This is a genomic window from Streptomyces sp. NPDC048606 (assembly GCF_040650855.1).
Taxonomy (GTDB): Bacteria; Actinomycetota; Actinomycetes; order Streptomycetales; family Streptomycetaceae; genus Streptomyces.
In genome coordinates, this window is record NZ_JBEZIB010000038.1 from 68,698 (window position 1) to 94,539 (window position 25,842).

General features: G+C 72.7%; 25 protein-coding genes, 2 pseudogenes and 1 CRISPR repeat array. Of the genes and pseudogenes, 18 read left to right on the forward strand and 9 right to left on the reverse strand.

Annotated features, from left to right (window positions below; all coding sequences use genetic code 11):
- The first annotated feature begins 105 nt into the window (after positions 1-105).
- Complete coding sequence (locus tag AB0D01_RS32390) at positions 106-1,710, forward strand: alpha/beta hydrolase (protein WP_363061554.1); 1,605 nt, start codon at positions 106-108, stop codon at positions 1,708-1,710.
- Positions 1,711-1,749: 39 nt separating this feature from the next.
- Here the strand turns inward: AB0D01_RS32390 and AB0D01_RS32395 are convergent, their stop codons facing one another.
- From AB0D01_RS32395 to AB0D01_RS32405, 3 genes are all read right to left on the reverse strand, one after another.
- On the reverse strand, positions 1,750-2,928 hold the full coding sequence (locus AB0D01_RS32395; RefSeq protein WP_363061556.1) for a lipase family protein: 1,179 nt from the start codon (positions 2,926-2,928) through the stop codon (positions 1,750-1,752).
- 180 nt (positions 2,929-3,108) lie between these two features.
- Positions 3,109-3,495 carry a hypothetical protein gene (locus tag AB0D01_RS32400; RefSeq protein WP_363061558.1) on the reverse strand — a complete coding sequence of 129 codons (387 nt, stop codon included), beginning with the start codon at positions 3,493-3,495 and terminating at the stop codon, positions 3,109-3,111.
- A 366-nt stretch (positions 3,496-3,861) separates the two neighbouring features.
- The gene (locus AB0D01_RS32405) at positions 3,862-4,914 is read right to left on the reverse strand and encodes an AraC family transcriptional regulator (RefSeq protein ID WP_363061560.1); all 1,053 of its coding nucleotides are present in this window, start codon (positions 4,912-4,914) and stop codon (positions 3,862-3,864) included.
- Positions 4,915-5,052: 138 nt separating this feature from the next.
- On the opposite strand from AB0D01_RS32405, the gene AB0D01_RS32410 reads away from it, so the two are divergent.
- Positions 5,053-6,312, forward strand: a complete 1,260-nt coding sequence (locus AB0D01_RS32410) for a hypothetical protein (protein WP_363061562.1) — start codon at positions 5,053-5,055, stop codon at positions 6,310-6,312.
- A gap of 39 nt (positions 6,313-6,351) precedes the next feature.
- Here the strand turns inward: AB0D01_RS32410 and AB0D01_RS32415 are convergent, their stop codons facing one another.
- Entirely contained in the window at positions 6,352-7,548 is a 1,197-nt protein-coding gene (locus tag AB0D01_RS32415; RefSeq protein ID WP_363061564.1) for a PLP-dependent aminotransferase family protein, read from the reverse strand.
- 127 nt (positions 7,549-7,675) lie between these two features.
- Here AB0D01_RS32415 and AB0D01_RS32420 point away from each other — a divergent pair, with 127 nt between their 5' ends.
- Positions 7,676-8,584: a hypothetical protein gene (locus AB0D01_RS32420; RefSeq protein WP_363061566.1), complete on the forward strand. Its 909-nt coding sequence runs from the start codon at positions 7,676-7,678 to the stop codon at positions 8,582-8,584.
- A 133-nt stretch (positions 8,585-8,717) separates the two neighbouring features.
- Here AB0D01_RS32420 and AB0D01_RS32425 read toward each other — a convergent pair whose 3' ends face one another.
- From AB0D01_RS32425 to AB0D01_RS32435, 3 genes are all read right to left on the reverse strand, one after another.
- The gene (locus tag AB0D01_RS32425; RefSeq protein ID WP_363061568.1) at positions 8,718-8,921 is read right to left on the reverse strand and encodes a DUF397 domain-containing protein; all 204 of its coding nucleotides are present in this window, start codon (positions 8,919-8,921) and stop codon (positions 8,718-8,720) included.
- Positions 8,922-9,128: 207 nt separating this feature from the next.
- Entirely contained in the window at positions 9,129-10,010 is an 882-nt protein-coding gene (locus tag AB0D01_RS32430) for a helix-turn-helix transcriptional regulator (RefSeq protein WP_363061570.1), read from the reverse strand.
- 288 nt (positions 10,011-10,298) lie between these two features.
- A complete protein-coding gene (locus AB0D01_RS32435; RefSeq protein WP_363061572.1) occupies positions 10,299-11,042 on the reverse strand; it encodes a GPP34 family phosphoprotein in 744 nt (247 codons plus the stop codon).
- Between the two features lie 185 nt (positions 11,043-11,227).
- Here AB0D01_RS32435 and AB0D01_RS32440 point away from each other — a divergent pair, with 185 nt between their 5' ends.
- The 4 genes from AB0D01_RS32440 (at position 11,228) to AB0D01_RS32455 (ending at position 17,385) form a co-directional block, all read left to right on the forward strand.
- A complete protein-coding gene (locus AB0D01_RS32440; protein ID WP_363061574.1) occupies positions 11,228-14,254 on the forward strand; it encodes a hypothetical protein in 3,027 nt (1,008 codons plus the stop codon).
- Between the two features lie 220 nt (positions 14,255-14,474).
- Positions 14,475-16,277, forward strand: a complete 1,803-nt coding sequence (locus AB0D01_RS32445) for an MFS transporter (protein ID WP_363061607.1) — start codon at positions 14,475-14,477, stop codon at positions 16,275-16,277.
- A 98-nt stretch (positions 16,278-16,375) separates the two neighbouring features.
- Positions 16,376-16,579: a hypothetical protein gene (locus AB0D01_RS32450; RefSeq protein WP_363061576.1), complete on the forward strand. Its 204-nt coding sequence runs from the start codon at positions 16,376-16,378 to the stop codon at positions 16,577-16,579.
- A 188-nt stretch (positions 16,580-16,767) separates the two neighbouring features.
- The gene (locus tag AB0D01_RS32455; protein WP_363061578.1) at positions 16,768-17,385 is read left to right on the forward strand and encodes a sortase; all 618 of its coding nucleotides are present in this window, start codon (positions 16,768-16,770) and stop codon (positions 17,383-17,385) included.
- Between the two features lie 435 nt (positions 17,386-17,820).
- Positions 17,821-18,583: a CRISPR direct-repeat array (repeat unit 32 nt; unit sequence TCTGCTCCCCGCACCCGCGGGGATGGCCCCGC).
- A 119-nt stretch (positions 18,584-18,702) separates the two neighbouring features.
- Here AB0D01_RS32455 and AB0D01_RS32460 read toward each other — a convergent pair.
- Together AB0D01_RS32460 and AB0D01_RS32465 are read right to left on the reverse strand one after the other, a co-directional pair.
- Positions 18,703-19,353, reverse strand: coding sequence for a hypothetical protein (locus tag AB0D01_RS32460; RefSeq protein ID WP_363061580.1), 651 nt, complete (start codon positions 19,351-19,353; stop codon positions 18,703-18,705).
- A gap of 169 nt (positions 19,354-19,522) precedes the next feature.
- Entirely contained in the window at positions 19,523-20,368 is an 846-nt protein-coding gene (locus tag AB0D01_RS32465; protein WP_363061582.1) for a sigma factor-like helix-turn-helix DNA-binding protein, read from the reverse strand.
- A 735-nt stretch (positions 20,369-21,103) separates the two neighbouring features.
- Here AB0D01_RS32465 and AB0D01_RS32470 point away from each other — a divergent pair.
- The 11 genes and pseudogenes from AB0D01_RS32470 to AB0D01_RS32520 form a co-directional block, all read left to right on the forward strand.
- Positions 21,104-21,274, forward strand: a complete 171-nt coding sequence (locus tag AB0D01_RS32470) for a hypothetical protein (protein ID WP_363061584.1) — start codon at positions 21,104-21,106, stop codon at positions 21,272-21,274.
- A gap of 83 nt (positions 21,275-21,357) precedes the next feature.
- Positions 21,358-21,624, forward strand: coding sequence for a DUF6284 family protein (locus AB0D01_RS32475; RefSeq protein ID WP_363061586.1), 267 nt, complete (start codon positions 21,358-21,360; stop codon positions 21,622-21,624).
- On the forward strand, positions 21,621-21,893 hold the full coding sequence (locus AB0D01_RS32480; RefSeq protein WP_363061588.1) for a DUF6303 family protein: 273 nt from the start codon (positions 21,621-21,623) through the stop codon (positions 21,891-21,893). The genes AB0D01_RS32475 and AB0D01_RS32480 overlap by 4 nt, the downstream gene beginning before the upstream one ends.
- The gene (locus AB0D01_RS32485; protein ID WP_363061590.1) at positions 21,890-22,192 is read left to right on the forward strand and encodes a DUF6303 family protein; all 303 of its coding nucleotides are present in this window, start codon (positions 21,890-21,892) and stop codon (positions 22,190-22,192) included. The genes AB0D01_RS32480 and AB0D01_RS32485 overlap by 4 nt, the downstream gene beginning before the upstream one ends.
- 56 nt (positions 22,193-22,248) lie before the next feature.
- Positions 22,249-23,232: a DUF2637 domain-containing protein gene (locus tag AB0D01_RS32490; protein ID WP_363061609.1), complete on the forward strand. Its 984-nt coding sequence runs from the start codon at positions 22,249-22,251 to the stop codon at positions 23,230-23,232.
- The gene (locus AB0D01_RS32495) at positions 23,229-23,465 is read left to right on the forward strand and encodes a hypothetical protein (RefSeq protein ID WP_363061592.1); all 237 of its coding nucleotides are present in this window, start codon (positions 23,229-23,231) and stop codon (positions 23,463-23,465) included. Before AB0D01_RS32490 ends, AB0D01_RS32495 begins: the two co-directional genes overlap by 4 nt.
- Positions 23,462-23,797: pseudogene (locus AB0D01_RS32500) on the forward strand (RRQRL motif-containing zinc-binding protein). Before AB0D01_RS32495 ends, AB0D01_RS32500 begins: the two are co-directional and overlap by 4 nt.
- Before the next feature lie 23 nt (positions 23,798-23,820).
- A complete protein-coding gene (locus AB0D01_RS32505) occupies positions 23,821-24,066 on the forward strand; it encodes a hypothetical protein (protein ID WP_363061594.1) in 246 nt (81 codons plus the stop codon).
- Between the two features lie 35 nt (positions 24,067-24,101).
- Complete coding sequence (locus tag AB0D01_RS32510) at positions 24,102-24,746, forward strand: hypothetical protein (RefSeq protein WP_363061596.1); 645 nt, start codon at positions 24,102-24,104, stop codon at positions 24,744-24,746.
- Complete coding sequence (locus AB0D01_RS32515) at positions 24,746-24,964, forward strand: hypothetical protein (RefSeq protein WP_363061598.1); 219 nt, start codon at positions 24,746-24,748, stop codon at positions 24,962-24,964. The genes AB0D01_RS32510 and AB0D01_RS32515 overlap by 1 nt, the downstream gene beginning before the upstream one ends.
- 147 nt (positions 24,965-25,111) lie before the next feature.
- A pseudogene (locus AB0D01_RS32520) lies at positions 25,112-25,842 on the forward strand (hypothetical protein); the annotation flags it as partial.

The following is a 25,842-nucleotide window of genomic DNA, read 5'->3' on the forward strand; positions in this document are numbered from 1 at the left end:
CGGGCGGGCAGATGGGCGGGCGGCGGTCGGGGGGCGTCCCGGGCGGGGCCCGCTTATGGTGGAGCGGACCGGTCCGGGGGGCCGCGCGAGGCACGAGGAGGTGCCGTGCACCGTTCCCGCCGCCCCCGCGCCGGCCGGCCCCGTACCGGCCCCGCGGCAGCGGCCTGCGCACTGGCCCTCGCCACCCTCGCCACGGCCCCCGCCGCCGTCCCGTCCCCGGCGCCGAAGGCCACCGGCCCCGCCGACCCCCTCGCCCGCTTCCACGAGCAGCGCCCCCGCTGGGGCCCCTGCCCCGAGCGGCGCGCCTCCGCCGAGATGCGGTGCGCCGCCCTGACCGTGCCCCTCGACCACGCCGACCCCGCCAAGGGCACCACCCGGGTGGTCCTCGCCCGCATACCCGCGACCGGCCCCGCCCACCGCCGCCTGGGCCCGCTCCTGCTGAACTTCGGCGGCCCCGGCGGATCCGGGGTCGCCGCGCTCGCCGCCGGGGCCGCCGACTTCGCGAAGCTCGGCGAACGCTACGACCTCATCGGCTTCGACCCCCGCGGCGTCGGCCACAGCGACGGCATCTCCTGCGGCGACGGCCACGACCCGGCCGACGGAGTCCCGGCCGACGGGGACGCGGCCGAAGGGGCCACGGCCCCGGACGCCGACGCGCAGCTGGCCGCCCTGCGCGCCCACGCCGCCCGCTGCGCGCGCCACTCCGGGCCCGTCCTGCCGTACGTCGGCACCGTCAACGTCGCCCGCGACATGGATGTCGTACGCCGCGTCCTGGGCGGTCGCAAGCTCGCCTACCTCGGCTTCTCCTACGGCACCCGCCTCGGCGCCGTGTACGCCGCGCTGTTCCCCCGCGACACCGGCCGGATGGTCCTCGACGGGGTCGACACCCTCTCCGAGCCGCTCGTCGAGCAGGCCCTCGTCTCGGCGCGCGGCCAGCAACGCGCCCTCGACAACTTCCTCGTCTGGTGCGCGCACCGCCCCGGCTGCGTCTACGGCACCAACACCCGCACCGCCAAGGAGGAGGTCGACGCCCTCGTGGAGCGGCTCGACCGGGCGCCGCTCATCGGACAGGACGGCTCGCACTTCACCGGGGCCGACGCCACCGCCGCCATCGCCGCCGCCCTGTACTCCCGCGCGCGGTGGCCCGCCCTCGCGGACGCCCTCGCCGCGGCCGAACACCGCGGCGACCCCGTCGGCCTCCTCCAACTGGGCGGCCCCGCCGAACCGCCGCCCGAGGACGACGACGGCCCCTCCCCGGTGCCCGCCGACAACGGGGCGGCCGCCCTGACCGCCGTGAACTGCGCCGACGACCCGGACCGGAGCGGCGACAAGGCCACCCCGCAGGCCCTGGAGAAGGAACTCCTCGCCCTGCGCCCCGCCTTCCTGGAGGCGTCGAGGATCTTCGGCCCGTACCAGTTGGGGTCCGTCCTGGCCTGCCACGGCCGCCCCGCCGGAACCGACTTCATCCGCCGGATCGACCACCCGGGCGCCCCGCGCATGCTGCTCGTCGGCACCCGGGGCGACCCGGCGACCCCGTACGAGTGGACGGAGGAGACGGCCCGCCGGCTCGGCTCGGCGGTGATCATCGACAACAAGGGCGAGGGCCACACCGGCTACGGGCAGACCCGCTGCGTCACCGGCTACGTGAACGACTTCCTCCTCGACGGCCGCCTCCCGAGCGGCACCCGCTCCTGCCCGGCGGAGGACTGAGCCGGCCGGGGACCGGGCGCCCCCGCCCGACGGGGCCCGTCAGCAGTCGGGGCGCGAGGGACGGTCCGCGAAGCGGTCCGCCAGCCAGTTCCCGACCGTCAGGGAGTGCGTGATGACCCCGCTGACGTGCTCACCGAGCCAGATCGTGTCGAACCGCACGTCCGCGCCCCGCGCGCACCACTCGGAGCGCAACCGCCGGCCCGTCGCGTACGGGATCAACTCGTCCCCGACCGCGTGGTACTGGAGCACGGGCGCCGCCGGAGCGGTCCGGCCCAGCCGGCTCTGGTTCAGGCGGGCCCGCCAGTCCGGCCGGTCGAGCGGGTTGCTCGTCGTCAGGTCGGAGATCCGCTTGAAGGCCCCGGCGACCGCGTCGACGGCGACGCAGTTCTCCTTCATCCCCGCCACCAGCGCCCGGCCCGCCGGATTCAGGTAGGAGTCGAGCTTCAGCTCGGGGAACGCCGCGTCCTGCCCGGCCGCCGCCATGAAGATCAGCCCCGATCCGAGGGAGCCGTCGTTGAAGTCGGCCACCTCCAGGAGGTCCGCGGGGACCCCGCCCGTCGCCGTGCCCTTCACGTTCAGCTCCGGCGCGTACGAGCCCTGCAACTCGGCGGCCCAGGCGCTCGCCTGGCCGCCCTGGGAGTAGCCCACGATCCCCACGGGAGCGTCGGCGGACAGGCCCGCCTCGGGGAGGCGTACGGCGGCGCGGGCGGCGTCCAGCACCGCGTGACCGGCCGAGGGGCCGACGGTGTAGGTGTGCGTGCCCGGGGTGCCCAGGCCCTCGTAGTCGGTGACCACCACGGCCCAGCCGCGCTGGGTGTACTGCTGGATGAGGTTGGCCTCCATGGAGGTGCCGTGCGGCAGGTTGGCGCTCGGCGCGCAGGAGTCGCCGAGGCCGACGGTGCCGACCGCGTAGGTGATGAGGGGGCGCGGGCCGGTGCGGCCGTCCTGCGGGACGATGACGGTGCCGGAGACCACGTTGGGGGCGCCGTCGGCGGTGGTCGAGCGGTAGTGGACCTTCCAGGCCCTGGTGCCGGTGGGCTGCCCCGGCAGGGGGTGGAAGGCGGACGGGGCGCTGGAGACCAGGTCGCCGGGGGCCTTGCCGGCGGCGGTCGTGCCGGCGGCGGTGGGGTCGGCGTGGGCGCCGGTCGCCGGGATCCAGGCCGTGACGGCCAGGACGACGGCGGTGGCCAGGGTGGTGCCGGTGCTTCGGACGCGCATGGCGGCTCTCCCGGGGGTCCGGTGTGGGGGTGGGTGAGGCGAAGGTAGTGACCGACCAGTCGGAATGTGCCTGACCGGACAGCTCACCTTTCCTGACCCGGACTCCCCACACCGGTCGGCCGCGCCGACGCGGGCGGACCGCTCGCCCGTGAGGACGAGGCCCGGAGCCGTGGAGACGATCTAGAAGTGCGGCAGGACGAAGTCGTAGCCCTGCATCCCGTGCGCGTTGCCCGCCGGGCAGCGGCCGTTGGTCGGGTAGCCGTAGTAGTAGAGGCCGTAGCACTTCGGGCAGAACCGCCAGTTGCGCTGGGTGCCGGCCGTCTGCGGGACGTCGTGCGGCAGCACGAAGTCGTAGCCCTGCATGGCGTGCGCGTTCCCGGCCGGACAGCGGCCGTTGTCCGGGTAGCCGTAGTAGAACATCCCGTAACACTTGGTGCAGAAGCGCCAGTTCCGCTGCGCCGTCGCGGTCTCCGGCACGTTGTACGGGAGGTTGAAGTCGTAGCCCTGCGCGTCGTGGCCCGCGCCCGCCGGACAGGCGCCGTCCGTGGGGTAGCCGCGGAAGAACATGCCGTAGCACTTCGTGCAGAACCGCCAGTTCGACTGGTTCGCACGGACCCCCGCCGCCGCCGGGCCGGCCGCCGCGCCCGTCGCCCGTCAGCCCGGCCGCCGCCACGCCCAGGGCGCGCGTCAGGACCGCCCTGCGGCCCGGCCCCGCGCCGCTCCCACTCCCGCCGTCGCCCGCGCCCGCGTCCTCGCCCCGCGTCAGGAAGCCCATGAGTCCACCTCTCCACCGGTGAAACCGTCTGCGAAGCCCGAGCGGGCGTTCGCCACGCCGAGTATCCGGGCCGTCGCTTTGCGTGGTCAACGGCGATCGGATGCGTGGGGGAGCGAGCCCGTACGCGGCCCCGCGCGCCGCCGGCGCCCAGCCTTCGGCTACGCCCCCGACGCGATCCGGTACGCCCCCGGAGTCGTCCCCGTCCAGCGGCGGAAGGCCCGGTGGAAGGCGGTGTCCTCGGAGAAGCCCAGCCGGGCCGCGAGCTCCGCGATCGGCTCCCGACCCTCGGTCAGGCCCGCGATCGCCGCGTCCCGCCGCACCTGGTCCTTGATCCCCCGGAAGGAGGTGCCCTCCCCCTGGAGGCGGCGCCGCAGCGTCGCCGGGGACACCGCCAGGCGGGCCGCCACCTCGCCCAGTTCCGGCAGCCGCGGCGCCTCGCGCAGCCGGTGCGTCAGGGTCCGGCGTACCTGCTCGGCGACCGTCGTCGCGTACTCGGGACGGGCCAACAGGTCGAACGGGGCCCGGCGCAGCATCGCGTCGAGCTCCGCCTCGTCCCGCACGAGCGGCGCGGTCAGGCAGCGCGCGTCGAAGGTCGCGCCCGTCCGGTCGGCGCCGAAGCCCACCGGGCAGCCGAACAGCGCCGCGCACTCCCGTGCGTGCGGCGGCGCCGGATGGGCGAACGACACCCGCTCCAGGGGGATGCGCCGGCCGATCAGCCAACTGCTCAACCGGTGCCAGATCGCGAGCACGCACTCGCCGACGAACCGCTCCTCGTCCCCGTCGAAGGCGTCGGCGACCGTGAACCGGGCCCGCGCGCCCGCCACTTCGAGCGCGAGCGTCGGCCCGCCGGGGAACAGCCCGTAGAAGACCACCGCCCGCCGCGTCGCCGCCTCCAGGTCGCGACAGCCCAGCGAGGCGTGGCACATCATCGCGAACGTGCCCGGCCGGCTCGGCAGCGGGGCCAGGCCGAGGAACTCGTCGCGCGTCGTGCGGTACAGGGCCCGGAACAGCCGGGCGAACTGCGCCGCCGTGACCCGCGCCCGGTCGTCGCCGAGCAACAGCGGCGCGATCCGCGCCTCCTGGAGCAGCGGTACCGGATCGACGCCCGCCCGCCGCACCCCCGCGAGGACGGCCCGGACGTGGTGGACGGTGACGGTCCGCCGGCCCGTGGCGGCGCCGGCCGGCGTGGCGCTTCCCGCAGCCCTCTCCATGCCCCGACGGTAGCCGCGATGAGCGCCGCGGTCAGCGGTGCCGGCGCCTCCGGTCGCCGCGCCGCGCGGAGATCGCCCGCTGCTACGCCGCCGAAATCGACGCGCTCTGCGGCTGAGGCCCAGGGTTGAATGGCCGCCATGACCGCCACTGACCCCACTGACCCCACGGACCCCATGGACCCCATGGACCCCACGGACCCCGTGAACCCCTGGAAGACCCGCTGGACCTGGGAGCGGGAGATCCCCCTGCGCTTCGTCGTCGTCGAGGAGCGGGAGACCCCCGAGGGGGACCCTGGAGAGCTGCGGGTGCTGGCGAAGTGCACGGCGGTCGAGGGGCTGTTCGCCGAGCCGCCGGTGCCCCCGAGGGAGGAACTCGTCCTCTTCGGGTGCGCCCCCGAGGGAGCGCTGCTCGCCGCGATCGAGGGCGCGAACGGCGGCCGGGCCGGCGACCTGTGCCTGGACGTGAGCCTGGGCGGCGAACGGGTGTGGGGGTGGAGCTACCTGCTGCACGACGTGGTCGTCACCGACTTCCAGCGCGACCCGAAGGACCCCGCCCGCTTCGACGTGGCCGTCGAGGTCGGCGTCGAGGCGCCCGAATGGTCCTTCGGCCGCCCGTCCGCCTCCCGCCAGGAGCAGATGACGTACGTCCTGTACGACGCCTCCGACCGGCGCCAGGAGCCGAACGGCACCTGCGAGGCGGTGCCGGGCCTGTTCGCCGGCGGCCCCGACCGCCGGGGCATCCCCGAGGACTCCCACGTGCTGCGGCTGCTGGGCTGCGAGGTGGACGACCGCGCGCTGTGGGAGTGGTCCGCGCGGGGGCGGGTGGAGATCCTGGCGGTCGACCGGACCGGCCGCGTGCTCACGGGCCGCTACCTGTCCGTGCACGTCATGGAGGAGGAGCCGTGCGACCGGGGCGACGGCCTGCGCGACGTGACGGCGATCGGCCGGATCAAGGAGCGGCCGGTCCCGGAGGTCGAGGCGCTGTGGCGGCTGTGGGAGGAGGGGCGCCCCACCACGCCGGGCCTGTGGCGGGAGTTCCCCGACGCCCTGCACGGCGAGTGGCTCGACCTGGCGGTGCCGGAACCCGACGGGCCCCGGACGGGCGACGCCCGTCACCTCGACGGCGCCGCGGTGACCGGCCACCACGCCCTCTACTGCGCGCTCGGCGAGGCCGTCAACGGCCCCGGCGGCTCCTACGGCCGCTGCTGGAACTCCCTCTTCGACGCCCTGTCCGGCTGCTACGAGGCCTGCCCCACCCCGCCCTTCACCCTCGTCTGGCACGACTTCGAGGCCTCCCGACTGGCCCTCGCCGACGCGGGCAACACCCCGGACGTCTCCTACGCCGAGGAGGTCGTGGGCCGGCTGCGCGACTTCGGCGTGACCGTCGAACTGCGCTGACGGGCCACCGCCCGGGCCCCGCGGCCCGCGCCCCGCGCCCTACCGCAGGGCCCGCCCCAGCCGGAGCAGGCCCTCGGCTATCTCCGCCGGGGTGTGGGTGGTGAAGGACAGTCGCAGCGTGCGCGGATCGGGGGAGCCCGTGAAGAAGGGGGCGCCGGGCACGTACGCCACGTCGTGGGCGACGGCGGACTTCAGCAGCGCCCCCGCGTCGTACCCCTCGGGCAGGCGGGCCCAGACGAACATGCCGCCCTCGGGGCGGTTCCACTCGGAGCCGGCCGGGAGCGCCCCGCCCAGTCCCGCCAGGAGGGCGTCGCGGCGCTCCCGGTAGGCCTCCTTGACCCGGGCGACGTGGGCGTCGAGGTCCCGGGTGGCGAGGTAGTGGGCGGCGGCCAGCTGGTCGACGGTCGAGGTGTGCAGGTCGGCCGCCTGCTTGGCGACCACGGCGGCACGGCGCAGCGCGGCCGGGGCCCGCAGCCAGCCCAGGCGCAGCCCGGGGGCCATCACCTTGGAGAAGCTGCCGAGCAGCGCCGTGCGGTCCTCGGCGCCGGGGTGGGCGGCGATCCACGGCTCGTGGGAGCCCTCGTAGCGCAGGTCCCCGTACGGGTCGTCCTCGATCAGCCACAGTCCGAGGCGGGCCGCGATCCGGGCGACCTCGGCCCGGCGCGCGCCGGGCAGGGTGCGGCCGGTCGGGTTCTGGAAGGTGGGCACGGTGTAGAGCAGCTTGGGCCGCTCCCGGGCGACGGTCTCGGCGAGGGCGTCGGGCAGCAGCCCCTGCCCGTCGCAGGGGACGGCCACGACCCGGGCCCCGGCGAGGGCGAAGCACTGGAGGGCCGCGAGGTAGGTCGGGTTCTCCACGAGGACGGTGTCGCCGGGCTCGATCAGGGTGGCGGCCAGGAGGGTCAGGCCCTGCTGGGAACCGGTGGTGACGAGGAGGTCGTCCGCCGTGCCGGCCAGGCCCCGGGCGCCGACGCGGGCGGCGACGGCCTCGCGCAGGGCGGGGGAGCCCTCGGTGGTGGAGTACTGGAGGGCGCGGGCGGCGTCGGGGCCGTCGAGGACGGCCTCGTAGGAGGCGCGCAGTCCGGCGGTGTCGAAGAGTTCGGGGGCGGGCAGGCCACCGGCGAAGGAGATCACCCCGGGGCGTTCGGTGAGCGCCAGGATCTCGCGTACGGGCGAGCCGCCGGTGGAGCGCGCGCGGGCGGCGAAGGCGGGCAGTGCGGCGGCGGGTGCGAGGGGCATGGGGGCTCCTTCGGGTGGCGGGTGGCGGCAGCCTAACGAGGAAAGGTGCAGAGGGCACCTACCTGTCCACGGAGTGAACGGCGCCCGCCCCCTCCTCATCTGACGCTGCATCAGTTAGACCGGTGGCATGACGACGACAGAGGGACAGGGGCGTCGGGCCGAGGGCCCCGGCGCCGAGGACACCCGCGCCGACGACTACGCGGCGCTGGCGGCGGTCGGCCCGTACGGGGTCCACCCGGGCCACGCGCTGATCACGATGGTGGAGCCGCACCCGGGCCACGAGTACGCCTACAACCGCTGGTACGAGGACGACCACTACTACGCCGGCGCCATGGCCATGCCCTGGATGTACGCCGGCCGCCGCTGGGTCGCCACCCGCGACCTCCAGGAGCTGCGCTACCCGGAGAAGTCGGCCGTCGCCCAGCCGGTCACCGCCGGCTGCTACCTGTCGACGTACTGGGTGACCGAGGGCCGCTACGACGAGCACATGAAGTGGACGGTCGGCATCAACAAGCGGCTGAACCGCGACGGGCGCGTCTACCGGGACCGCACCCACGTCTTCACGGCCTTCCAGGACCACGAGGCGACGGTCTACCGCGACGGCGCCGCCGGCCCCCGCGACTTCCACGCCCTGGACCACCCCTACGCCGGGCTCGTGCTCCAGGTCGTCGACGCCGACGGGCCCGAGGGCCGGGCGGAGCTGCTCGAACGGCTGCGTTCGCGGATCCTGCCCCAGCGGCTGAACGATTCTCCGGCGGCGATGGTGACCGTCTTCCGGCCCACGCCGCTGCCCGGGGACCGGATGACCTACGTCAAGCAGGTCGAGGGGGTCGACACCCGCCTCACCCTGCTGTGGTTCCTCGAAGCCGACCCGCGCACCTGCTGGGACCGCTTCCAGGGCCTCGACGAGGAGATCGCGCGGTCCGGGTCCGGGTCCGGGTCGGGCTCCGGATCGGGCTCGGGGCGGGTGGAACTGGTGGCGCCGTTCGTTCCGACGGTCCCGGGGACGGACCGTTACGTGGACCGCCTGCGCTGAACGCCGGGGCCGGCCCGCCTGGCGGTCGGGCCGGCCTTCACGACGTCGGCGCCGCGGGTGTGGCCGAGCCCCCTCGGCCAGGACGGCGGGCCGGTCGAGAGGGCTTCGAAGGTGGGGATGTGGGGGGAGACGTTCAGACGAGCCGGCCCTCGGTGACGCCGGTGACGAAGGAGGACCAGGACCCCGGCGCGAAGGTCAGCGCCGGACCGTCCTGCACCTTGGAGTCGCGGACCGCGACGGTCTCCATGACGGGGGACTTGACCTCGACGCAGGCTCCGTTTCCGCCGGAGTAGGAGGACTTGGTCCAGTTGTCCGTGGCGCCCTGACGAATAGCCATGATGTTCTCCGGTTCAGCGAGTAGTTCCGGTTGCGCCCGCCGGACCCTTCCCCGGCTGACGTGATCGACGCTACCCGCACCTCTCCACGGGTGACGGAGGCATTCACTCGACCGGGTGGCATATTCCATTCGGGCCTTCTGTGGCCGGGGAGTGACGGTGTACGGTGCCCGCCCCCGCGACCCCACCGGCCACAGGGGCCCCTCCGCTTACGCCTTGGAGGCGTACTGGTCGATGATCTCGGAGATGAACTGCCGGGTCTGATCGACGTTGAGCGCCTGCGCGCGCAGGTGCTCGTACATCACGCTGTACTTCTGGACGTCGTTGGCCTTCTCCAGGTACAGGTCGCTCGTGACGCCCTCGATGTAGACCACCGTCGAGTCCGAGGCGTCCGGGAACTCCAGGATCGCGTACTGGCCGTTGACCCCCGGGTGCGCGCCCATCGAGAACGGCATCACCTGCACGGTGATGTACGGCTGCTCGGACTGCTCTATCAGGAACTCCAGCTGCCGGATCATCAACTGCGGATCGCCCACGTGCCGGCGCAGCGCGGCTTCGTCGATCACCGCCCACAGCCGCAGCGGCCCGACCTCCGGGTTGTTGTTGTCCGTCTCGGACAGCCGCTTCTGGCGGTGCATGCGGACCTGGACGCGCTTGTCCACGTCGGCGGGCGCCGTCTCCGGCAGCGCGCCGCGGATCAGGGCCTGGGCGTAGTCGGGGGTCTGGAGGAGCCCCGGCACCATCTGGGGCTCGTAGGTGCGCAGGCTGGCGGCGTCCGTCTCCAGGCCGATGTAGACGCTGTACGGGATGTCCCCGAAGGCGTGCCACCAGCCCTGCTGGCGGGAGTCCTTGGCCATCTGCATGAGCGAGTCCACGAGACGGGGGTCCTCGACCTCGTACACCTCGCACAGGTCCCGCACGTCGCGCTGGCTGATGGAACGGCGGCCGTTCTCCAACCGGCTGATCTTCGATTGGGAGACGAGGAGGCGCTCGGCGACCTGCTCGGCCGTCATGCCCTTGTCCTCGCGGAGCTTGCGCAACTCCATGCCCAGTCGGCGGCGTCGGACGGTGGGATTGACATTGGACGCCACGGGAACGGCACCTCCGCCTTCTTCTGTCGCTGTCTCGCTGCGTTTCTGATGTTCAGCAGACTGCCACCGAAGGGTGCGATACCGCTGGGGAACGGGAAATCGGGAACCGCGGGCGCACCGGCGCGAACGCGCGGGCGTACGGCGCGTGGACGTACGGCGGGCGTCCGGACGTACGGCGCGTACGGGCGTACGGCGCCGACGCGCGGACGCGCGGGGCGGTGGGACCGGAAGGTCGGCCCCACCACCCCGCGCGGTGGATCGGTGCGTGCTGAACCCGCGTGCGGTGGATCAGTGCGCGGCGACCCGCGCCATCGCGCCCGTACGACGCGGTTGCATCGGTACGCCGGCGCTGCCGGACGCGGCCCGGGCCGGCGGCGGTGCCGCGGCGCGGTCACGACGCGGCTGTGCCGCCACACCGTTCTGGACGTCCATGACGGCGTGCGCCACCAGACCGCCCATCGGGTCGTGCCGGATCAGGTCCCGCAGCCGGGACCTGGACGAACGCCCCTCGTTGCCGGGGTACAGGTGCTTGCCGAGTCCGACCGCGTGGGCCAGCGCGGCGAGCGCCGCGGTCCGCGGGTCCGGCGGTACGCCGGTGCGGATCGCACTGTCCAGCCGGGCACGGATCTCCCGGCTGATCGCCGTATCGGTCGCCTGGTAGCGAGTCGTCGGCAACACCCCGCACATCTGGCCCGCGACGGCATGCACCATGCCGCAGCGCTCCAGGTGCGCGAGGTAGATCTGGCGCAGCCCCAGTCGGGGCCCGCCGATCCAGTGGACCGCCCGTACCGGGCTGCCGCGCCTGCGCAGCAGTTCCAGTGCGGAGTCCAAAGTCGGATCTCCTGTCGGCCGTGGCATCACCACGGCGATACGATCCCCGTCAGGGGCTATCCGTCCTGCCAGAGCCAGCTCCACTAGCTGTGCCCCGGCCAGGCCGAGGTCGAGCGACTGCGGCTGCGCCGTGGTACCCGTGGCCGGGTCCAAGGCGAGCAGCAGAAGCTCCTCCGGAATTGTTCTGCGGCTCCTGCCCATCCATGCCTCCCCGCGTGGATGAGTGACAGGGTGACGCCTCTCACATTCATCTGTCGAGAGTGCCTGGTCGCTTTGTAGGGGAACCAGCATCTATGTCGTTCTCGTCTAGCACGTGGGCGATGCCCCCGAGACGGGACACTGTTAGACGGTTCGGACAGCGGCCGGACGGCGATCGAGGAGGAACGGTGGCGGGCGAGTCCCCCGACAAGTCGGTAGATGAGGGAGCGCCGGGGGCGGCGGAGTCCTCCGCGGAACAGGACCCGAGGTTCTCGGTCTTCCAGCCGCTGAAACGTCGTGACCCGCTGAAGGAGGCGGTGGCCGCCTGGGTGGCGACCGCCGAGCCGTCGCGGGCGCCGGCCGAGGACGCCGAGGGCGACTCCGAGGCCGGGTCGGGCGCGCGCACCGGGTCCACCGACGCCGCGGGCTCCGGGGCGAAGCCCGAGGTGAAGTCCGGGGTGAAGTCCGGGGCGAAGCCCGACGCGAAGTCCGATGCGGAGCCCGAGGCGAAGCAGGCCGGGGGTGCGGGTTCCGACGCGTCCTCCTCCCGGGCGGACGCCGCCCCCGCTTCCGCTCCGGCCCCCGCCGTGGTCCGCCAGTCCCCGGGCCCGGACCCGCGTACGGAAGGTTCCGCTTCCGCCGGATCCGGTGCGGCCGCCGCCTCCGGGTCGCGCGCGCCGAAGCCGGAGGCAGAGGATTCCGCTTCCGCCCCCGCGAAGGCGCCCGACACCGAGCGCACGGCCGTGTTCCGCGCCGTGCGCCCGACCCCCTCCACCCCCGCGCCCGAGGCCGACGACGACGCCACCGAGGCCGCCGACTCCGCTGACGAGCCGGCTCCGGCCGCCTCGCCCCAGGCCGGGAAGAAGCCCGTCGCGGACGAGCGCACGGCGGTGTTCCGTACGGTCAGGCCGGGCTCGCCCGCACCGACCGCCGACCGGCCGGAGGGCGACGCGCAGGACGCGGGGAAGACCGACGCGCGCACCGCCGTCTTCCGCGCAGTGAAGCCGGGCTCGCCCGCGCCCTCTGCGTCCTCCGCTTCTGACGAGGCCGCCCCCGAGGCGAGGAAGAAGCCGGTCGACGGCGAGCGCACGGCGGTGTTCCGTACGGTCAAGCCGGGTGCGCCCGCGCCGGCCGCCGACCGGTCCGACAAGCCTGAGGTGGCCGACAAGCCCGAGGTGGCCGACAAGCCCGAGGTGGCCGCGAAGCCCGAGGTGGCCGAGAAGGCGGAGAAGGCCGAGAAGTCGGGCGCCGCCGACAGCGAGCGGACCGCCGTCTTCCGTACGGTGAAGCCCGGTCAGGCCGCGCCCACCGCCGAGAAGGGCCAGAAGGCCGAGAAGGCCGACACGACCGAGGGGCCCGACAAGGCCGAGAAGGCCGAGAAGGGCGAGGAGTCGGGGGCCGCCGACAGCGAGCGGACCGCCGTCTTCCGTGCCGTGAAGCCCGGTTCGGCGCCCGACCCGAGGGCCGCCGGCGGTCCGGCGGAGGGTCCGAAGAAGCCCGCCGCGGGCGGCGACGACCGCACCACCGCCTTCCGCGCCGTCAAGGCCGACTCCGATTCCGCTTCCGATTCCGCTTCCGCCGAGACGAAGCCCCCGTTCCCCGGCAGGCCGGCGGCGAAGGCCGCCTCCGGTTCGGCCCCCGCGGAGTCCGACGGCGAGCGCACCGCCGTGTTCCGCGCCGTCAAGCCGGGCGCGCCCGCGCCGACGGACGCGGACAAGGACCGGGGCAAGGACGGCAAGGACGGCAAGGGCGGGGACGGCCGCGCCCCCAGCACCTTCGTACCGCTGCGCGGCGACGGCGAGAAGCCGGCCGCGCCGAAGCCCGCGCCCGCCCCCAAGGCCGCCGCAGGACCCGTGCCCACCCCCGCGGCCGCGCCCCCGGCGCCGCCCCGGATCGACCCCAGTGAGCGCACCACCCAGCAGCCGCTGCCGCCCAGGCCGCCGCTCGACATGCTGGCTGACCTCACCAACAACCCGCCCCCGCCGCCGTCCCCGATGCGGACCGCGCTGCGGCGGGTCAAGATCTACGCCCCGATCGTGGTGCTCCTGGCGATCGTGCTGGCCGTCGTGCAGTTGGTGCGCCCGCTGCCCGCGCCGAAGCTCGTGCTGACCGCGGAGTCCACGTACACCTTCCCCGGCGGCAAGCCGGAGCTGCCCTGGCCCACCGAGGGACAGGCCTCCATGGCCGCCGCCGGCCTCGGCACGATCGGCAGCTCCGGCGAGCAGAAGCCGGTGCCGATCGCGAGCGTCACGAAGTCGATGACTGCGTACATCATCCTGCGCGACCACCCCTTCAAGAAGGGGGAGAAGGGCGCGATGATCGACGTCGACAAGACGGCGGAGATCGAGGGGCAGAAGGACAAGTCCGACAACGAGTCGACCCTCAACACCGTTCAGGAGGGCGACAAGATCTCGGAGTACGACGCGATCGCCGCCCTGATGATCCCGTCGGCCAACAACATCGCGCGGCTGCTCGCGCGGTGGGACTCCGGTTCCCAGGAGGCGTTCGTCAAGAAGATGAACGAGACCGCCAAGGAACTCGGCATGACCAACACCACCTACACCGACCCCTCCGGCCTGGACGCGACCACGGTCAGCACCGCCGAGGACCAGGTGAAGCTCGGCCTGAAGATCGTCGAGATGGACGCGCTGGTGGACATCACCCGCAAGCCGAGCTGGGTCGACCCGAAGGGCAAGACCTGGCCGAACTGGAACCGTCTGGTCCCGTTCAACGACTCGCTCGGCATCAAGACCGGTACGACGACCAAGGCGGGCGGAAACCTCCTCTTCGCCGCGCAGAAGAAGGTCGGCGACACCAACCAGCTGATCGTCGGCGCGGTCCTCGCCCAGCACAAGCCCCCGATCATCGACAGCGTCATCAACGCGAGCCGCACCCTCCTGGTCGCCACGCAGAAGGAGATCCAGGGCGCGCCGGTGGTCAAGAAGGGCGCGGTCGTCGGCTACGTCGACGACGGCCTCGGCGGCCACACCCCGGTCGTCGCCACCGCCGACGTGCAGGCGGTCGGGTGGCCGTCCCTGAAGGTCGAGCTCAAGCTGGGTGACGGCGGGACCCCGATCCCGGAGTCGGCCAAGGCCGGCACCCCGGTGGGCGTGCTGACCGTCGGCGAGGGCGCCAGTCAGGTGAAGGTGCCCGTGGCCCTCAAGAGCGAGCTGTCCTCGCCGGGCGTCGGCAGCAAGCTGACCCGGATCGGATGACGAGACGGGCACGGCCGCGGCGCCCCGGGCAACCCCGGGGCGCCGCGGCACGTCCGATGAGTCGGGATCCGCGACCGGGTCCCGCGTCCGTGGTCCGTACGTCGGGGAGGGAGTGCCGGTCGTGAGCACAGTCGAGCGCCCGGACCACCGGGCCGGCGACGACCGGCCGTCCGGGCCGTCCGGGGCGTCCGGGGCGTCCCCCGCCGGACCCGAGGACGGCATGGACGCCTCCGGGCAGCCCTCCGGGAGCCTCTCCCGGCTCTCCGGGGCGCTCGTGGTGGCCCACCGGCACCCGGTGGCCGTGGCGACGGTCCTGGCCGCCGTCCTGCACGTCGTCTGGTTCTTCTGCTTCGCCAACAGCGGCGGGGACCTGGCGGCGCAGGACGCGTGGGCGGAGTTCGTGGGCCGGCACCCCGACACCGCGTACAACCTGGCCTGGTACGGGGGCATGCACCCCGTCTCGTACAGCGTGATCTCCCCGTACCTCATGCACGTGCTGGGCGTACGGACCACGATGATGATCGCCGGGACCGCCTCCGCCGCCCTCCTCGCGCTGATCCTCACCCGCTGCCGAGGCGCGGTCCGCCGCCCCCTGTGGCCGGCCCTCGCCGGGGTCTACGGGCTGTTCTGCAACGCCCTGTCGGGCCGGGTGACCTTCGGCCTCGGCGTGCTGTTCGCGCTCGGCGCCGTCACCGCCGTGTTCTGCCTGCCGCGCCGGTGGGCCGGGCGCCGCTGGGCCAAGGGGGCCGTCGCGGCGCCGCTCGCCGCCCTGGCCACCGCCGCGAGCCCCGTCGCCGGACTGTTCCTCGGGGTGGTCGCGGCCGCGCTGTTCCTGACCCGGCGGCGGCCGGCGGCGTACGTCCTCGGGCTGCCGCCGGTGGCCGTGGTGGGCCTGTCGGCCTGGCTGTTCCCGTTCTCGGGGACCCAGCCCATGAAGCTGGGCTCGGCCTGGCTGCCGTTCCTCTTCGGGCTGGCCGTCGCCCTGCTCGTACCGAAGGCGTGGCGCACGGTGCGGGTCGCGGCCGGTGTGTACGCCCTCGGCGTGTTCCTGACCTGGGCGATCGACTCCCAGGTCGGTTCGAACGTCACCCGCCTCGTGATGCTCTTCGGCGGCGCCGCGCTGCTCGCGGCCCTCCCGTACACGGCCGCGCGCTCGTGGCGGCGACGGGCCGTCGTGCTCGCCGTCGTCGGGCTGAGCGCCTGGATCACCACCAACAGCGTCACCGACATCGTGCGGACCACCCCGGTGGCCGCCTGGAACCGGGAGCTGGCCCCGCTGGTCGACCAGCTGAGGAAGGCGGGCGCCGACCGGGGCCGCGTCGAGGTGGTCCCCGCCAGCAGCCACCGGGAGTCCTCGGCCTTCCCCGCGTACGTCAACCTCGCGCGCGGCTGGAACCGCCAGGCCGACCTGGAACGCAACCCGATCTTCTACGAGGCCACCCTCAGCGCGGACGCCTACCGGGCCTGGCTGGAGCGCTGGGCCGTGCACTACGTGGTCCTGCCTGCGGACAAACCCGACTCGGGGGGCGTGACGGAGGCGAAGCTCGTGCGCGGGGGGCTCCCGTACCTCCGGGAGGTGTGGGGCGACGAGAACTGGCGCCTGTTCGCGGTGGAGGACCCGACGGAGCTGGTGTCCGGGCCCGCGAGCGTGGTGCGGGCCGGCGCCGACCGGCTCGTGATCGACGTACGGGCGCCGGGGCGGGTGCTGGTGCGGATCCCGCACTCGCCGTGGCTGGGGCTGGTGGACGCCGCGGGGAAGGCCGTACCGCCCCCGCAGGAGACGTTCGCGTCGAGGGCGCGCGGCCCGGCCGCGGTGCCGAAGGACTACGCGAACACGTCCGGCTGCCTCTTCAAGGCGGCCCCCGACGCGTTCGGCGACGTGTGGACGGAGCTGCTGGCCCCGGCCCCCGGCGAGTACCGGGTGGCCGCGAAGTACCAGCTCCCGCGGGGTACGCCGTGCCCCGACGAGCTGGTCAACCACACCCTGGGCACCCCGGAGCGGCCGACGCCGCCACGCCCTTGATCGGCATTCTTTGCACACCGCCCGGGTGCGATGGGCGGGATGTCTGCATACGATCCCAGTAGTCCGATTGGGTGCTTCCCGAGGGAGTTGACGACGGGATGAGCAAAGAGCAGAAGCGGGACGTCCGCGAGGTCATCGCGAAGGCGGCGGAGCAGCTCCAGGTGCCGCGCGCGCAGGGCCACGGCTTCGAAGGGCCGGTCAGGAGCAAGGTCAAGGGCGGTGCCCACACGAAGGCGGCCCTGAAGCGGGCCGGCACCCCCCAGGGCGACCGGATCGGCGAACGCAGCAGGGGCCTGAGCTGACGCGACCGCGTGACGATCGGTCTCCGCCCTCCCGGCCCGCCGGGAGGGCTTTCGGCGCCCCGAGACCCTTCCGTCGCCCAATATCGGGACAACGGTTACATCCCCGACTGATCCCCTCAACGCGCCCCTCGTAACGTCGTGCACGCCCCCGCACCCCCCGCACGACCCGAGGGACGGACGACCCACCCATGCGCGCCACTCTCCGCACCACCGCACTCCTCGCGGTCCTCGCGACCGGAGCCCTCACGGCCTGCGGGACGACCGCCGCGGCCGCGAAGCTCCCCCCGCAGCCCCGGATCTCCAGCACGGCCACCACCCCGGCCGCCCCCACCGCCGGGGCCCTGGACCGCTCGAAGCCCACCGGCCTGCGGATCGAGGCGGCGGGCGTGGACGCGCGGCGGATGGTCGACCTCTCCGTCGACCCGACCACCGGCGAACTCGGCGTCCCCGACGCCGACACCCAGGCCGACGACCCCGGCTGGTGGACCGGCGGCGTCACCCCCGGCGAGAAGGGCGTCTCCGTCCTGGTCGCGCACTTCGACACGAAGCACGGCCCGGCCCTGATGCGGAACGTCGAGAAGATCCGCCTCGGGGACCTGATCGAGGTCCCGCGCGAGGACGGCCGGACGGCCCGCTTCAAGATCCGCGAGATCGAGGACGTGAACAAGGCCGACTTCCCCACGGCGAAGGTCTACACCCCCACCGACCGCCCGGAACTCCGCCTCCTGACCTGCGGCGGCCCCCTCCACGACGGCCACCGCACGAACAACGTCATCCTCTACGCCGACCTCCTCCCCCCGGCCTGACGGCTGCCGTGAACGCCGAAGGGCACCTACTGAATTCAGTAGGTGCCCTTGGCCCATGTGCCCCCGGCAGGATTCGAACCTGCGACACCCGCTTTAGGAGTTCATCCCTGCTCTGAGCTGGGATGTCTGGGGGTGGGTGGCGTCTGCACTCAGAGGGCTCGGAGGGTGGTTGTCGTCCGTGGACGTTGCCGTCAGGCAATGCCGTCAGAGGGGCTGCATCCTGCGGGCCCAGGTGAAGGAGCAGAAGGCGACGGCCGGGTCGCTGGCCCGGTGCCGGGGCAGCGATGACGCGGCCGTCGCCATGATGATCGGCGCTGGCGTCCGAGAGCGTTTCTTCGACTGTGTTGCAGATTGATCCCCTATGGGGCTTTCGTTTGATTCGATGAAGTTGGGCTAGGAAGCCGAGCCGCCCGGATAGAGTGCCAGGTCAGAAAGTCTGCTCCCCGCACCCGCGGGGATGGCCCCGCGGCCCTGACCAGCCCTTCCGCCGGCATGGTCTGCTCCCCGCACCCGCGGGGATGGCCCCGCGTACGAGTGGGACGCGCACTGCCTCGGGCACTGCTCCCCGCACCCGCGGGGATGGCCCCTGGGCCTGGTGGCCGGGAACGCGGAGGACGCTCTGCTCCCCGCACCCGCGGGGATGGCCCCGCCTGCTCCGCCGCGTGGCTACCAGGCTGTCGCTGCTCCCCGCACCCGCGGGGATGGCCCCACCCGCATCAAGTTCGCCGAGCTCCGCAACGGCTGCTCCCCGCAATCGCGGGGATGGCCCCTCGACCCGGAGGCGGTAGTTGTCGGCGGAGGCCTGCTCCCCGCGCCCGCGGGGATGGCCCCTCTTGCCGCGGCATGAACGGGTTCGGCTTATTCTGCTCCCCGCGCCCGCGGGGATGGCCCCGGCCGTCAGAACGTCCGGATCGACACGGCTTCCTGCTCCCCGCACCCGCGGGGATGACCCCCGGTGCGTGGCCGGTACGGCCGGCTGGCTCGACTGCTCCCCGCACCCGCGGGGATGACCCCGGGGTCGTCGACGACTGCGCGATCGTGCACCCCTGCTCCCCGCACCCGCGGGGGATGACCCCCGGTAGCCCTTCGCGAAGTCGGAGACGGTCAGCTGCTCCCCGCACCCGCGAGGATGGTCCCGGGAACGGGTACCGCGGCTGCGGCTCACGGTCCTGCTCCCCGCATCCGCGGGGATGACCCTAGGAACGGTTTTCAAGACCGAGAAGCCGCCAGCACCTGTCTGCCCCCTGACCTGCGCGCATGTGCCTCAACCAGTCGCGGCCAGGGGTAGCCTGGCCGCAGGCTGGCCGCGAGCCTTGATCATCCGAAGAAATCGCGTTGGCAGAAGGCCAGGGCTGCGTCGTCGCCTGCCTTGTACCGCGGCCACCGCCGACCGTGCGGATCGGTCGCTTCGACTGCTCGCACCGACCCGATCACCGCGGCTGGACCTTCTCCGTAAAGCTGGGCGAACACGTCCCCCCATGAAGCTGTTTGGTACTCCGTCACAAGGCGCGATACCCCATCAGACATCACGGCCGCAGACCTCACCTCGCCCCGCTGCACACTCCCGGTGAGCGCGTGGGCGGCGGCGTCCGGGGCCGCTGCCGCCACCCAGTAGCCCGCCGGTGTGTTCCTGATCTCTCGCTGTGCAGCCACGAGCCTCGCCACGGCCGCGCGGTGCTCGGTACTCCCCGTCGCGTACCGTTCCGTCTCGCTCCGGAGGTCTTGGCATACCTCATCCACCCGGAGATCCGTCAGCGTCACAAAGCCGTCGGCCCGCTCGATCACGATGGGCGAATCGGCCAGCACGAGGTGATCGAAGCGTTCTGGCCCTTCCCTCAGGACCGCGACGGTCGCGGACGGCGTTCCGGGGTTCTTCAGGTCACAAGTCGGGTGGAGGCCCGCGACCCGTTCCAGAGCTATGGCGAGTACCTCGGTCAGCGGCCGGTCCGATTCGCCAAGGGCGGCCATCAACTGTCCGCCCAAATTTGCGACGTACCACGGCACGCCGTGCACGCAACCCGTGTCCAGGCCCGCAGTACTTAGGCCATCCAGGACCACGGCCGCCGTGGGCGATCCGGCCACCCAGTCCTCATTGGGGGCCTGGCCCCCGGGCTGTGTCGCAACGCTGACGTGCATGTCATCCCTCGTGTCGGTAGAGCGGGGTGACCCTCTTGCTTTCCAGGACCTCCAGGGTCTTGGGGTCGTAGCGGCAAGAGATCAAGGTGGAGAAGCGGCGGGTGCGGACCTCCTTGTACAGCTCGGGGAGGTTGTTCTCCAGGAAGTGCACGACGCCGTTGGCGCCGATCGCGTGGATGCCGGCCGCATAGAGGAAGGTGCCGCGACCGTCGAGCCGGGGCAGGCGGGCCAGGTACCCGAAGTCGCCAGCGGTGCCGTCCTCATCCAGTGGAGACCTGAACCGCTGCTCGGTCTTCAGGTCCACGAGGTGCCATGCCCGGTCCTTCTCGAACCTCAGGTAGTCATCCCCTTCGAGGACCTGGGCGATGATCGGGGAGAGCCGCGGGCCACACACCACCACGTGGTTGTCGCGGTTCAGATTGACCATGCCGCTCGGCGGAATGACCTCGTAGTTCGCGTCGAGCTTGAGCGTCGCCAGGAGCTTCCGCAGACGGTCGAAGTTCTGAAGGTCCTCCCGAACGACGACCTCGCTCCGGTTCTCGTCCTCCGCCTTCCCAGCCTCGTACTTGCCTCCAAGCGAGATGGTCATGAGGTCGGTGCCGAAGAACGCCCGCTCCGGCGGCGGGCCCTGCGCGGCCAGCTGCCCGATGCGGCCACGGCTGACGCCTAGACGCGTGGCAATCTCCGACTGAGTCATGCCGGATGCGGCTGCTTCCTCGATCGCCTCACGGCGGACACGCGAGAGCTCGATCAGGCGTCCTTGATAGTCGCCGATCAGGGTGCTCGCAGCCTTCGCGCGCTCCACAGGCTCCCTGACCTGCGCAACCCGCTGCATCTCCTCGTGCATTCCATCCTCCGCGCCTAGGGGGTCTAGCAATCATATCGCGAGGGGGGCTTGACGGCCACGGCGGGACTCCCTAACTTGTTCCACAGGGCGAGCGCTAGTCACCCTAAGCAGCCAAAAGCGTGGGTGGGTAGCAGTGCTCTGAGCTGGATTTATGGCCTTCGGCTGCCCCGCTCTCGAAAGCGGGAGGTCCGACCTTCCATGCACGTCGGAGAGCCGCTGCTCATTGAGAACTGAACAGAGTGCTTGATTTGGCGGGGTGTGAGTCCCCGTTCCTGCGGCGGCCGGGTAAGTGCCGTCCGGCGGCACCTTGCTCGTGTGCAGCTCTGGAGAACATCCGCGTGGATCATGCCTTCCTTTCGGGAGGTCAGCCGCTCGGGTGCCACCTGATCGCGGCCGCCCTGCTGGCGTCAGAGCAGTGATGATGACGCGCCGATTCTCAGGCTCGGGACCGGACCGCCGTGGCAACGGCGACCGGCGAAGCCTCGCCCCTCCCCACGTGGAGGTCTCCCGTGTTCCACCTACATCTGCGGGCGCCGACCGTACTGGACCGGTACGACCGGCCGCGCCCCTCGCGTCAAACGGCGCCATCAATCCTGCCGGGATTCCCGGTCGGCGCTTCCTCTGCAGCCCACTCCAGGCTGCGGCCGGCTGCCTCCTCCGCCCGTCCGGCGCCTTTGGCGTCGTACGGGCGGGGTGGCGGGGAGCCGGATGGTCCGGCCCCGGAAGGGGATCGAGATGGACAAGCAGCTCGCCGCCGCGATCGAGCGCGACAACGCGCTGGAGGACGCCGGCATGCACGGCGACGACCGGCAGACCTGCTGGAGCCACCAGAGCTGGGCCGCGGACTGCGCGGACCAGCCGTTCCACACCAACCCGAGCGTGCACCACTACCCGCGCCCGGCCTGACCTTCAACCAAAACGACGTGCAGCCCCGGGTGGCTAGACCCGGGGCCGCTGAGTCCCGTTCCTCTCTCGAAGGAGCAAGACCCATGAAGTCCATCGCTGCACTTCAGGACGTTGTTACGCCGTGGGCCGACGGCTTGGAGCCGTCGGACGCGGAGCTGTACGCGATCGAGGCCGAGATGCCGCTGGTGCTGGCCGAGGTCGAGTTGCTGGACGCGCTGATCGCTCAGCTCGACCGGACGCCGTCGCAGTTCGACGCCCGCCGGATCCGTCGGGCCCGCAACCGGGTCCTGGACGCCCGCCGGGACGCGGCCAACCGCGTCGGCCTGACGGTTGCGGGGGATGCGGCATGACGCACTCCGCCCGCCTGACCAACGCCGTCTTCGGCGAGTGGGAGCTTTACATCGCCGTCGACGGCCCCGTGCAGAGCTGGCCGACGTACGAGTTCTCCCGTATCCAGCCGCCCCCGACCGTGGCCGAGCGAATGGCCGCTCTGTCCGCCCTCGGCTACGAGCCCACCGACGAGGCCGCCTGGGAGTGGGGGGAGATGGACAACGGCGACGAGGGAGACGTCACCCTCGTCGCCTTCTTCGACGTCCGCCTGATCGGGGGCGCATCGTGAACCACGGACCCGAGACAGCGTTCACCCAGGCCCGCGCGCACCTGGTGAACCGCAACGGCGGCTGGCATCTGTTCGTGGCGCTGTCCGTCGAGAAGCACTGGCCGACCCACTACTTCACCAGCCCCCTCGCCCCGACCGTTCAGGAGCGCTCACAGGCGCTCACCGAACTCAACTTCGCGCTCACCGACGGGGCCGAGTGGCTGTGGACCGAGGACAGCGAGCAGATCGACGAACCGTCCTCGCCGGTCATTCTGATCGCCGCCGCCCCCGTCGTCTCGATCCTGGGGGGTACGGCGTGAAGGCGATCACCAGCCGCGCTCAAGTCAACGCCGCGGAACGCGCGCTGAGCGTGGGCATGTGGGCGATCGTCAGTGGGGCGATGCTGTTCTCCGTTCTGACGGTCACCCCGCTCATGACCGCTCACACCCACGAGGACTGGCGGTGGACGGCGCCGATCCTTCCGATCGTGGTGGACTCCGCCGTGGTGATCGTGGTCCGACTCGACTCCGTCCTCGCCCGTCTCGGTGGCCGGGGCGGGCCGTGGCCGGTGGCGCTGCGGTGGATGACCGGCGCCATGACCCTCCTCCTCAACATTGGGGCATCCGCGCTGGTGGGGGACCTGGTCGGCGTTGCCGTTCACTCCGTGGCGCCGCTCCTGCTGATCGTGACGGCCGAGGCGGGTCTCGCCTACCGGCGGGCCCTGGCCGCCGCCGTCAAGGGGCTGGAGGAGCGGGAGGAAGAGACGCGGCAGGCTCGCGAGACGGCCGCGGAGAAGCGGGAGGAAGCCCGCCAGCAGCGGGTGCGTGAACGCCGCGACCACGAGGCGGCTGAGGCTCGTGAACGGCGTGAACACGAGGCCCGCCTGATCCGCGACGAGGCCGAACGGCAGGAGCGGGTCCGGCGTGAGGAGCGCGAGGACCGGGAGCGTCACGAGCGGGAGGAACGCGAGGATCGTGAACGCCGTGAACGCGAGCGTGAACAGCAACGGCTGGAGCGTGAACGCCGTGAACGCGAGGCCCAGCAGCAGAAGGAGCTGGAGGCCCGCCAGAAGGAGGAGCGGGAGCGTCAGGCCCGTGTCGACGAGGCCGAGCGTGAACGCCGTGAACGGTCCCGTGAACAGGAACGGCTGGAGCGTGAACGCGCTGAACTCCTGACGCTCGGACCGGCCGCGGAGAAGCTCCCCGAAGCCGAGGCCCGCGCGCTCGTCAAGCGCCTGCACGCCGCCGGCCTCGGGATCCGGGTGGCCGCCGAGACCACCGGCTGGTCCGTCGGCTGGGTCTCCGCCCGCTACCAGGAACTGCGCACCCCGCCCGCCGGCCTCGAAGGAGCCGCCTCGTGAAGCTCTCCCCGAACACCACCCCCGCCGAGCCGGACAACCTCCTGATCCGGTTCCACAACCAGACGGGTGCGGCTGTCCACGTGATCGGCACCGTGGCCCGCCACGGTTCGGCCTGGCACTGCCACGGCTGCGGCGACCGCGCCGACAAGCTCGACAGCCTGATCTTCACCCGCCGCGAGGCCAATGCCCACGCCGCCGAGTGCCGGGCCGCCTACCACCGGCTCGACCGGTGAGCGGTCTGCCCGTCTTCCGGTGGCGCCTGGCTCCCGACGGCCTGGCCACCCGCCGGCAGCTCCGCGCCGCTGGCCTCCGCCCGGGCGGCCAGGGCGTCGTCGCCCAGCTCGAACGCCCGCGCCGTCGACGCGGCCCGCTGATCGCCTACCTGTACCGGGTCGACCGGGCCCGCCCGGTCCGGCCGATGACCCCGGCCCGCTGGGCCGCTTTGGAGCGGGCGAACACGGCCCGCCGTACCTGACCCGCCTGCGAGCGCGACGCCGGCTACGTGATCCCGACCTCCCTCGGCATGTGCGTCCCCTGCGCCGACAGCCCGGCACTCGCCGCCTGAACACCCGTTTTCAAGGAGTTCCAGTGACCCAGACCTCCTCGTCCTCCACCCCGGCCAACCCGGCCGCCGCTCAGGGATCCCACATGTGGGTGCTGACCCTGGACCTGCCCGGCCGGACGATGACCACGCAGTACGGGACGTGGACCCCGCCCGCCGGCACCACCCGCTACGACGCCTTCCTCGCCATCCGGGGCGACCTCGTCGCCCGGCACCCGGAGATGGCCAACGCGAACACCATCTTCTTCAGCCTGGAGCCCAACCGGCTCTGACCTGCACCAACGATCCCTGGAAAGGAGGAGTCGTCATGCCCGGCATCGACTGGGATGGGGAGTTCTCTCGCATGAACGCCACGGCCCCGGCCCCGGCACCGCCCGCGGCCTCGGAGAAGACCGGCACGTCGTCCAAGGTCGCCGCCACGATCGGCAAGATCGGGGCGGGCCGCCACAACAGGGCCGCGCTCGCGGTGTGCGGCACGATCGCCGTCCTCGCGGTATGCGGAACGGTCGTGACCGTCACCGACATGCAGGGCAAGCAGGCCGCCCAGGACCGGGTCCGAGCCCAGGACCAGGCCGCGACCGCCCTGGTTCAGGCCGAGGTCGACAAGCAGCGGGCCCAGAGCCAGGAAGCCGCGGCCAAGACGCTCTACGAGCGGGAGATGGCCGTCTACCTGGAGTGCAACAAGCTCCGGGCCGCCGCTGTCGCGAAGGCCGCCTCGTACGACGTCGCCCGGATCCCCGCCTGCGAAGCCCCCGTCCTCGGCGCCACCACCCCCAAGGCCGCTCCGGCCGGCGGCGCGCCCGCCGACGGGATCACCTCAAGCCCGTGGCTGTGGGTGGCGCTCGTCGGCGGCGCCGGCCTCATCGCCTACAAGAAGCTGTCCGCCCCCTCCGGTTCGAGTGCGACCGTCCCCGCGAACAACAAGGGATTCACCTTCGAGAAGGGCGCGTAATGACGCTCCAGTTCTTCGCTCTGGTCCTGTTCTGCTGGGCCATGTACTTCACCTTCAAGAAGACCAAGGGAAAGCAGATGGTGATCAGTCTGGCGCTGATCGCGTCCGGTGTCCTGCTGCCCTACACGCCGGTCAGTGAACAGATTCGAGGCGGCCTCGAATCCGTCTTCAACACGGCGAACGACACGGTCGCCGACCTCGGCTTCTCGTCACGCTGAGCGATCAATCTCCGGTTACAGGTTACCGGTTACAGCCCTGGACGCCCCCCGAACCGCCCCCGTGCGGCCCGAACCGGCGCCCGCGGGGCCTGTAACCGGTAACCGGTAACCCCACCGCGACCACGAAGCGTCACCGGAAGGGGGCTCGTGGAACTCCTCGTTCTCCTCGCCATCACCTACCTCGTCGGCGTCGACAACACGCACGGCAAATACGAGAAGGCAGGCATCAAAAAGCCCGCCCCGAAAACGAAGAACAAGTGGGAGCCGAAGAAAGCGCCGGACACGTTCCGGAAGGGCTCCTACAACCTGGCGGCGAAAACCCATTACGGGCTTCTCGCCGGCGCCCACTGGGCCGGTGGACTGCGCGACGGATGGTGCTCCGCCTACCTGAAGAAGCCCGGCGTCAAGCCCTCCACTTCCTCATCCGGCACCACGGCTTCGGGGCCGTCCGCGCCCACCACGGGCGCCGGAACACCCCCGAAGCCCACCACCCCACCGAAGCCGACCACCCCGCCGACCACCCCGCCCCCGGCGGGCCCCGCGCCGGAGCCGACCGAGGCCCCGACGACGTCGTCGGCTCCGGCCGACGGCGCGCCGCCGGCCGCGGAACCGGTACCGGGGCCGACCATCCCGCCGCCCGGCATCGTCCCGCCGCCGGCGGCCGTCACGCTCCCCGATCACATCAAGGAGGACCCTGCGATGCAGCCCACCCCGCCCACCCCGCATGCCGCGACCGTGGACGCCAAGGGCGTCCACGTCACCACCGCCGCCGGGAAGGCCCGCACCTACAGCGGTGGCGAGGTCATGACCCTGACCCAGGTCATCGACCTGGCCGAGGGCTCCGCCACCGTCTGCCAGTCCAGCACGGACACCTGCCT

What these genes read in the sequence shown, in the direction of transcription:
- AB0D01_RS32395 (WP_363061556.1), bottom strand. Translation starts at nt 2,928, where the DNA reads ATGCGCGTCCGAAGCACCGGCACCACCCTGGCCACCGCCGTCGTCCTG.
- AB0D01_RS32400 (WP_363061558.1), bottom strand. Translation starts at nt 3,495, where the DNA reads ATGTTCTTCCGCGGCTACCCCACGGACGGCGCCTGTCCGGCGGGCGCG.
- AB0D01_RS32405 (WP_363061560.1), bottom strand. Translation starts at nt 4,914, where the DNA reads ATGGAGAGGGCTGCGGGAAGCGCCACGCCGGCCGGCGCCGCCACGGGC.
- AB0D01_RS32410 (WP_363061562.1), top strand. Translation starts at nt 5,053, where the DNA reads ATGACCGCCACTGACCCCACTGACCCCACGGACCCCATGGACCCCATG.
- AB0D01_RS32415 (WP_363061564.1), bottom strand. Translation starts at nt 7,548, where the DNA reads ATGCCCCTCGCACCCGCCGCCGCACTGCCCGCCTTCGCCGCCCGCGCG.
- AB0D01_RS32420 (WP_363061566.1), top strand. Translation starts at nt 7,676, where the DNA reads ATGACGACGACAGAGGGACAGGGGCGTCGGGCCGAGGGCCCCGGCGCC.
- AB0D01_RS32425 (WP_363061568.1), bottom strand. Translation starts at nt 8,921, where the DNA reads ATGGCTATTCGTCAGGGCGCCACGGACAACTGGACCAAGTCCTCCTAC.
- AB0D01_RS32435 (WP_363061572.1), bottom strand. Translation starts at nt 11,042, where the DNA reads ATGGGCAGGAGCCGCAGAACAATTCCGGAGGAGCTTCTGCTGCTCGCC.
- AB0D01_RS32445 (WP_363061607.1), top strand. Translation starts at nt 14,475, where the DNA reads ATGGACGCCTCCGGGCAGCCCTCCGGGAGCCTCTCCCGGCTCTCCGGG.
- AB0D01_RS32450 (WP_363061576.1), top strand. Translation starts at nt 16,376, where the DNA reads ATGAGCAAAGAGCAGAAGCGGGACGTCCGCGAGGTCATCGCGAAGGCG.
- AB0D01_RS32455 (WP_363061578.1), top strand. Translation starts at nt 16,768, where the DNA reads ATGCGCGCCACTCTCCGCACCACCGCACTCCTCGCGGTCCTCGCGACC.
- AB0D01_RS32460 (WP_363061580.1), bottom strand. Translation starts at nt 19,353, where the DNA reads ATGGCCGCCCTTGGCGAATCGGACCGGCCGCTGACCGAGGTACTCGCC.
- AB0D01_RS32465 (WP_363061582.1), bottom strand. Translation starts at nt 20,368, where the DNA reads ATGCACGAGGAGATGCAGCGGGTTGCGCAGGTCAGGGAGCCTGTGGAG.
- AB0D01_RS32470 (WP_363061584.1), top strand. Translation starts at nt 21,104, where the DNA reads ATGGACAAGCAGCTCGCCGCCGCGATCGAGCGCGACAACGCGCTGGAG.
- AB0D01_RS32475 (WP_363061586.1), top strand. Translation starts at nt 21,358, where the DNA reads ATGAAGTCCATCGCTGCACTTCAGGACGTTGTTACGCCGTGGGCCGAC.
- AB0D01_RS32480 (WP_363061588.1), top strand. Translation starts at nt 21,621, where the DNA reads ATGACGCACTCCGCCCGCCTGACCAACGCCGTCTTCGGCGAGTGGGAG.
- AB0D01_RS32490 (WP_363061609.1), top strand. Translation starts at nt 22,249, where the DNA reads ATGTGGGCGATCGTCAGTGGGGCGATGCTGTTCTCCGTTCTGACGGTC.
- AB0D01_RS32510 (WP_363061596.1), top strand. Translation starts at nt 24,102, where the DNA reads ATGCCCGGCATCGACTGGGATGGGGAGTTCTCTCGCATGAACGCCACG.
- AB0D01_RS32515 (WP_363061598.1), top strand. Translation starts at nt 24,746, where the DNA reads ATGACGCTCCAGTTCTTCGCTCTGGTCCTGTTCTGCTGGGCCATGTAC.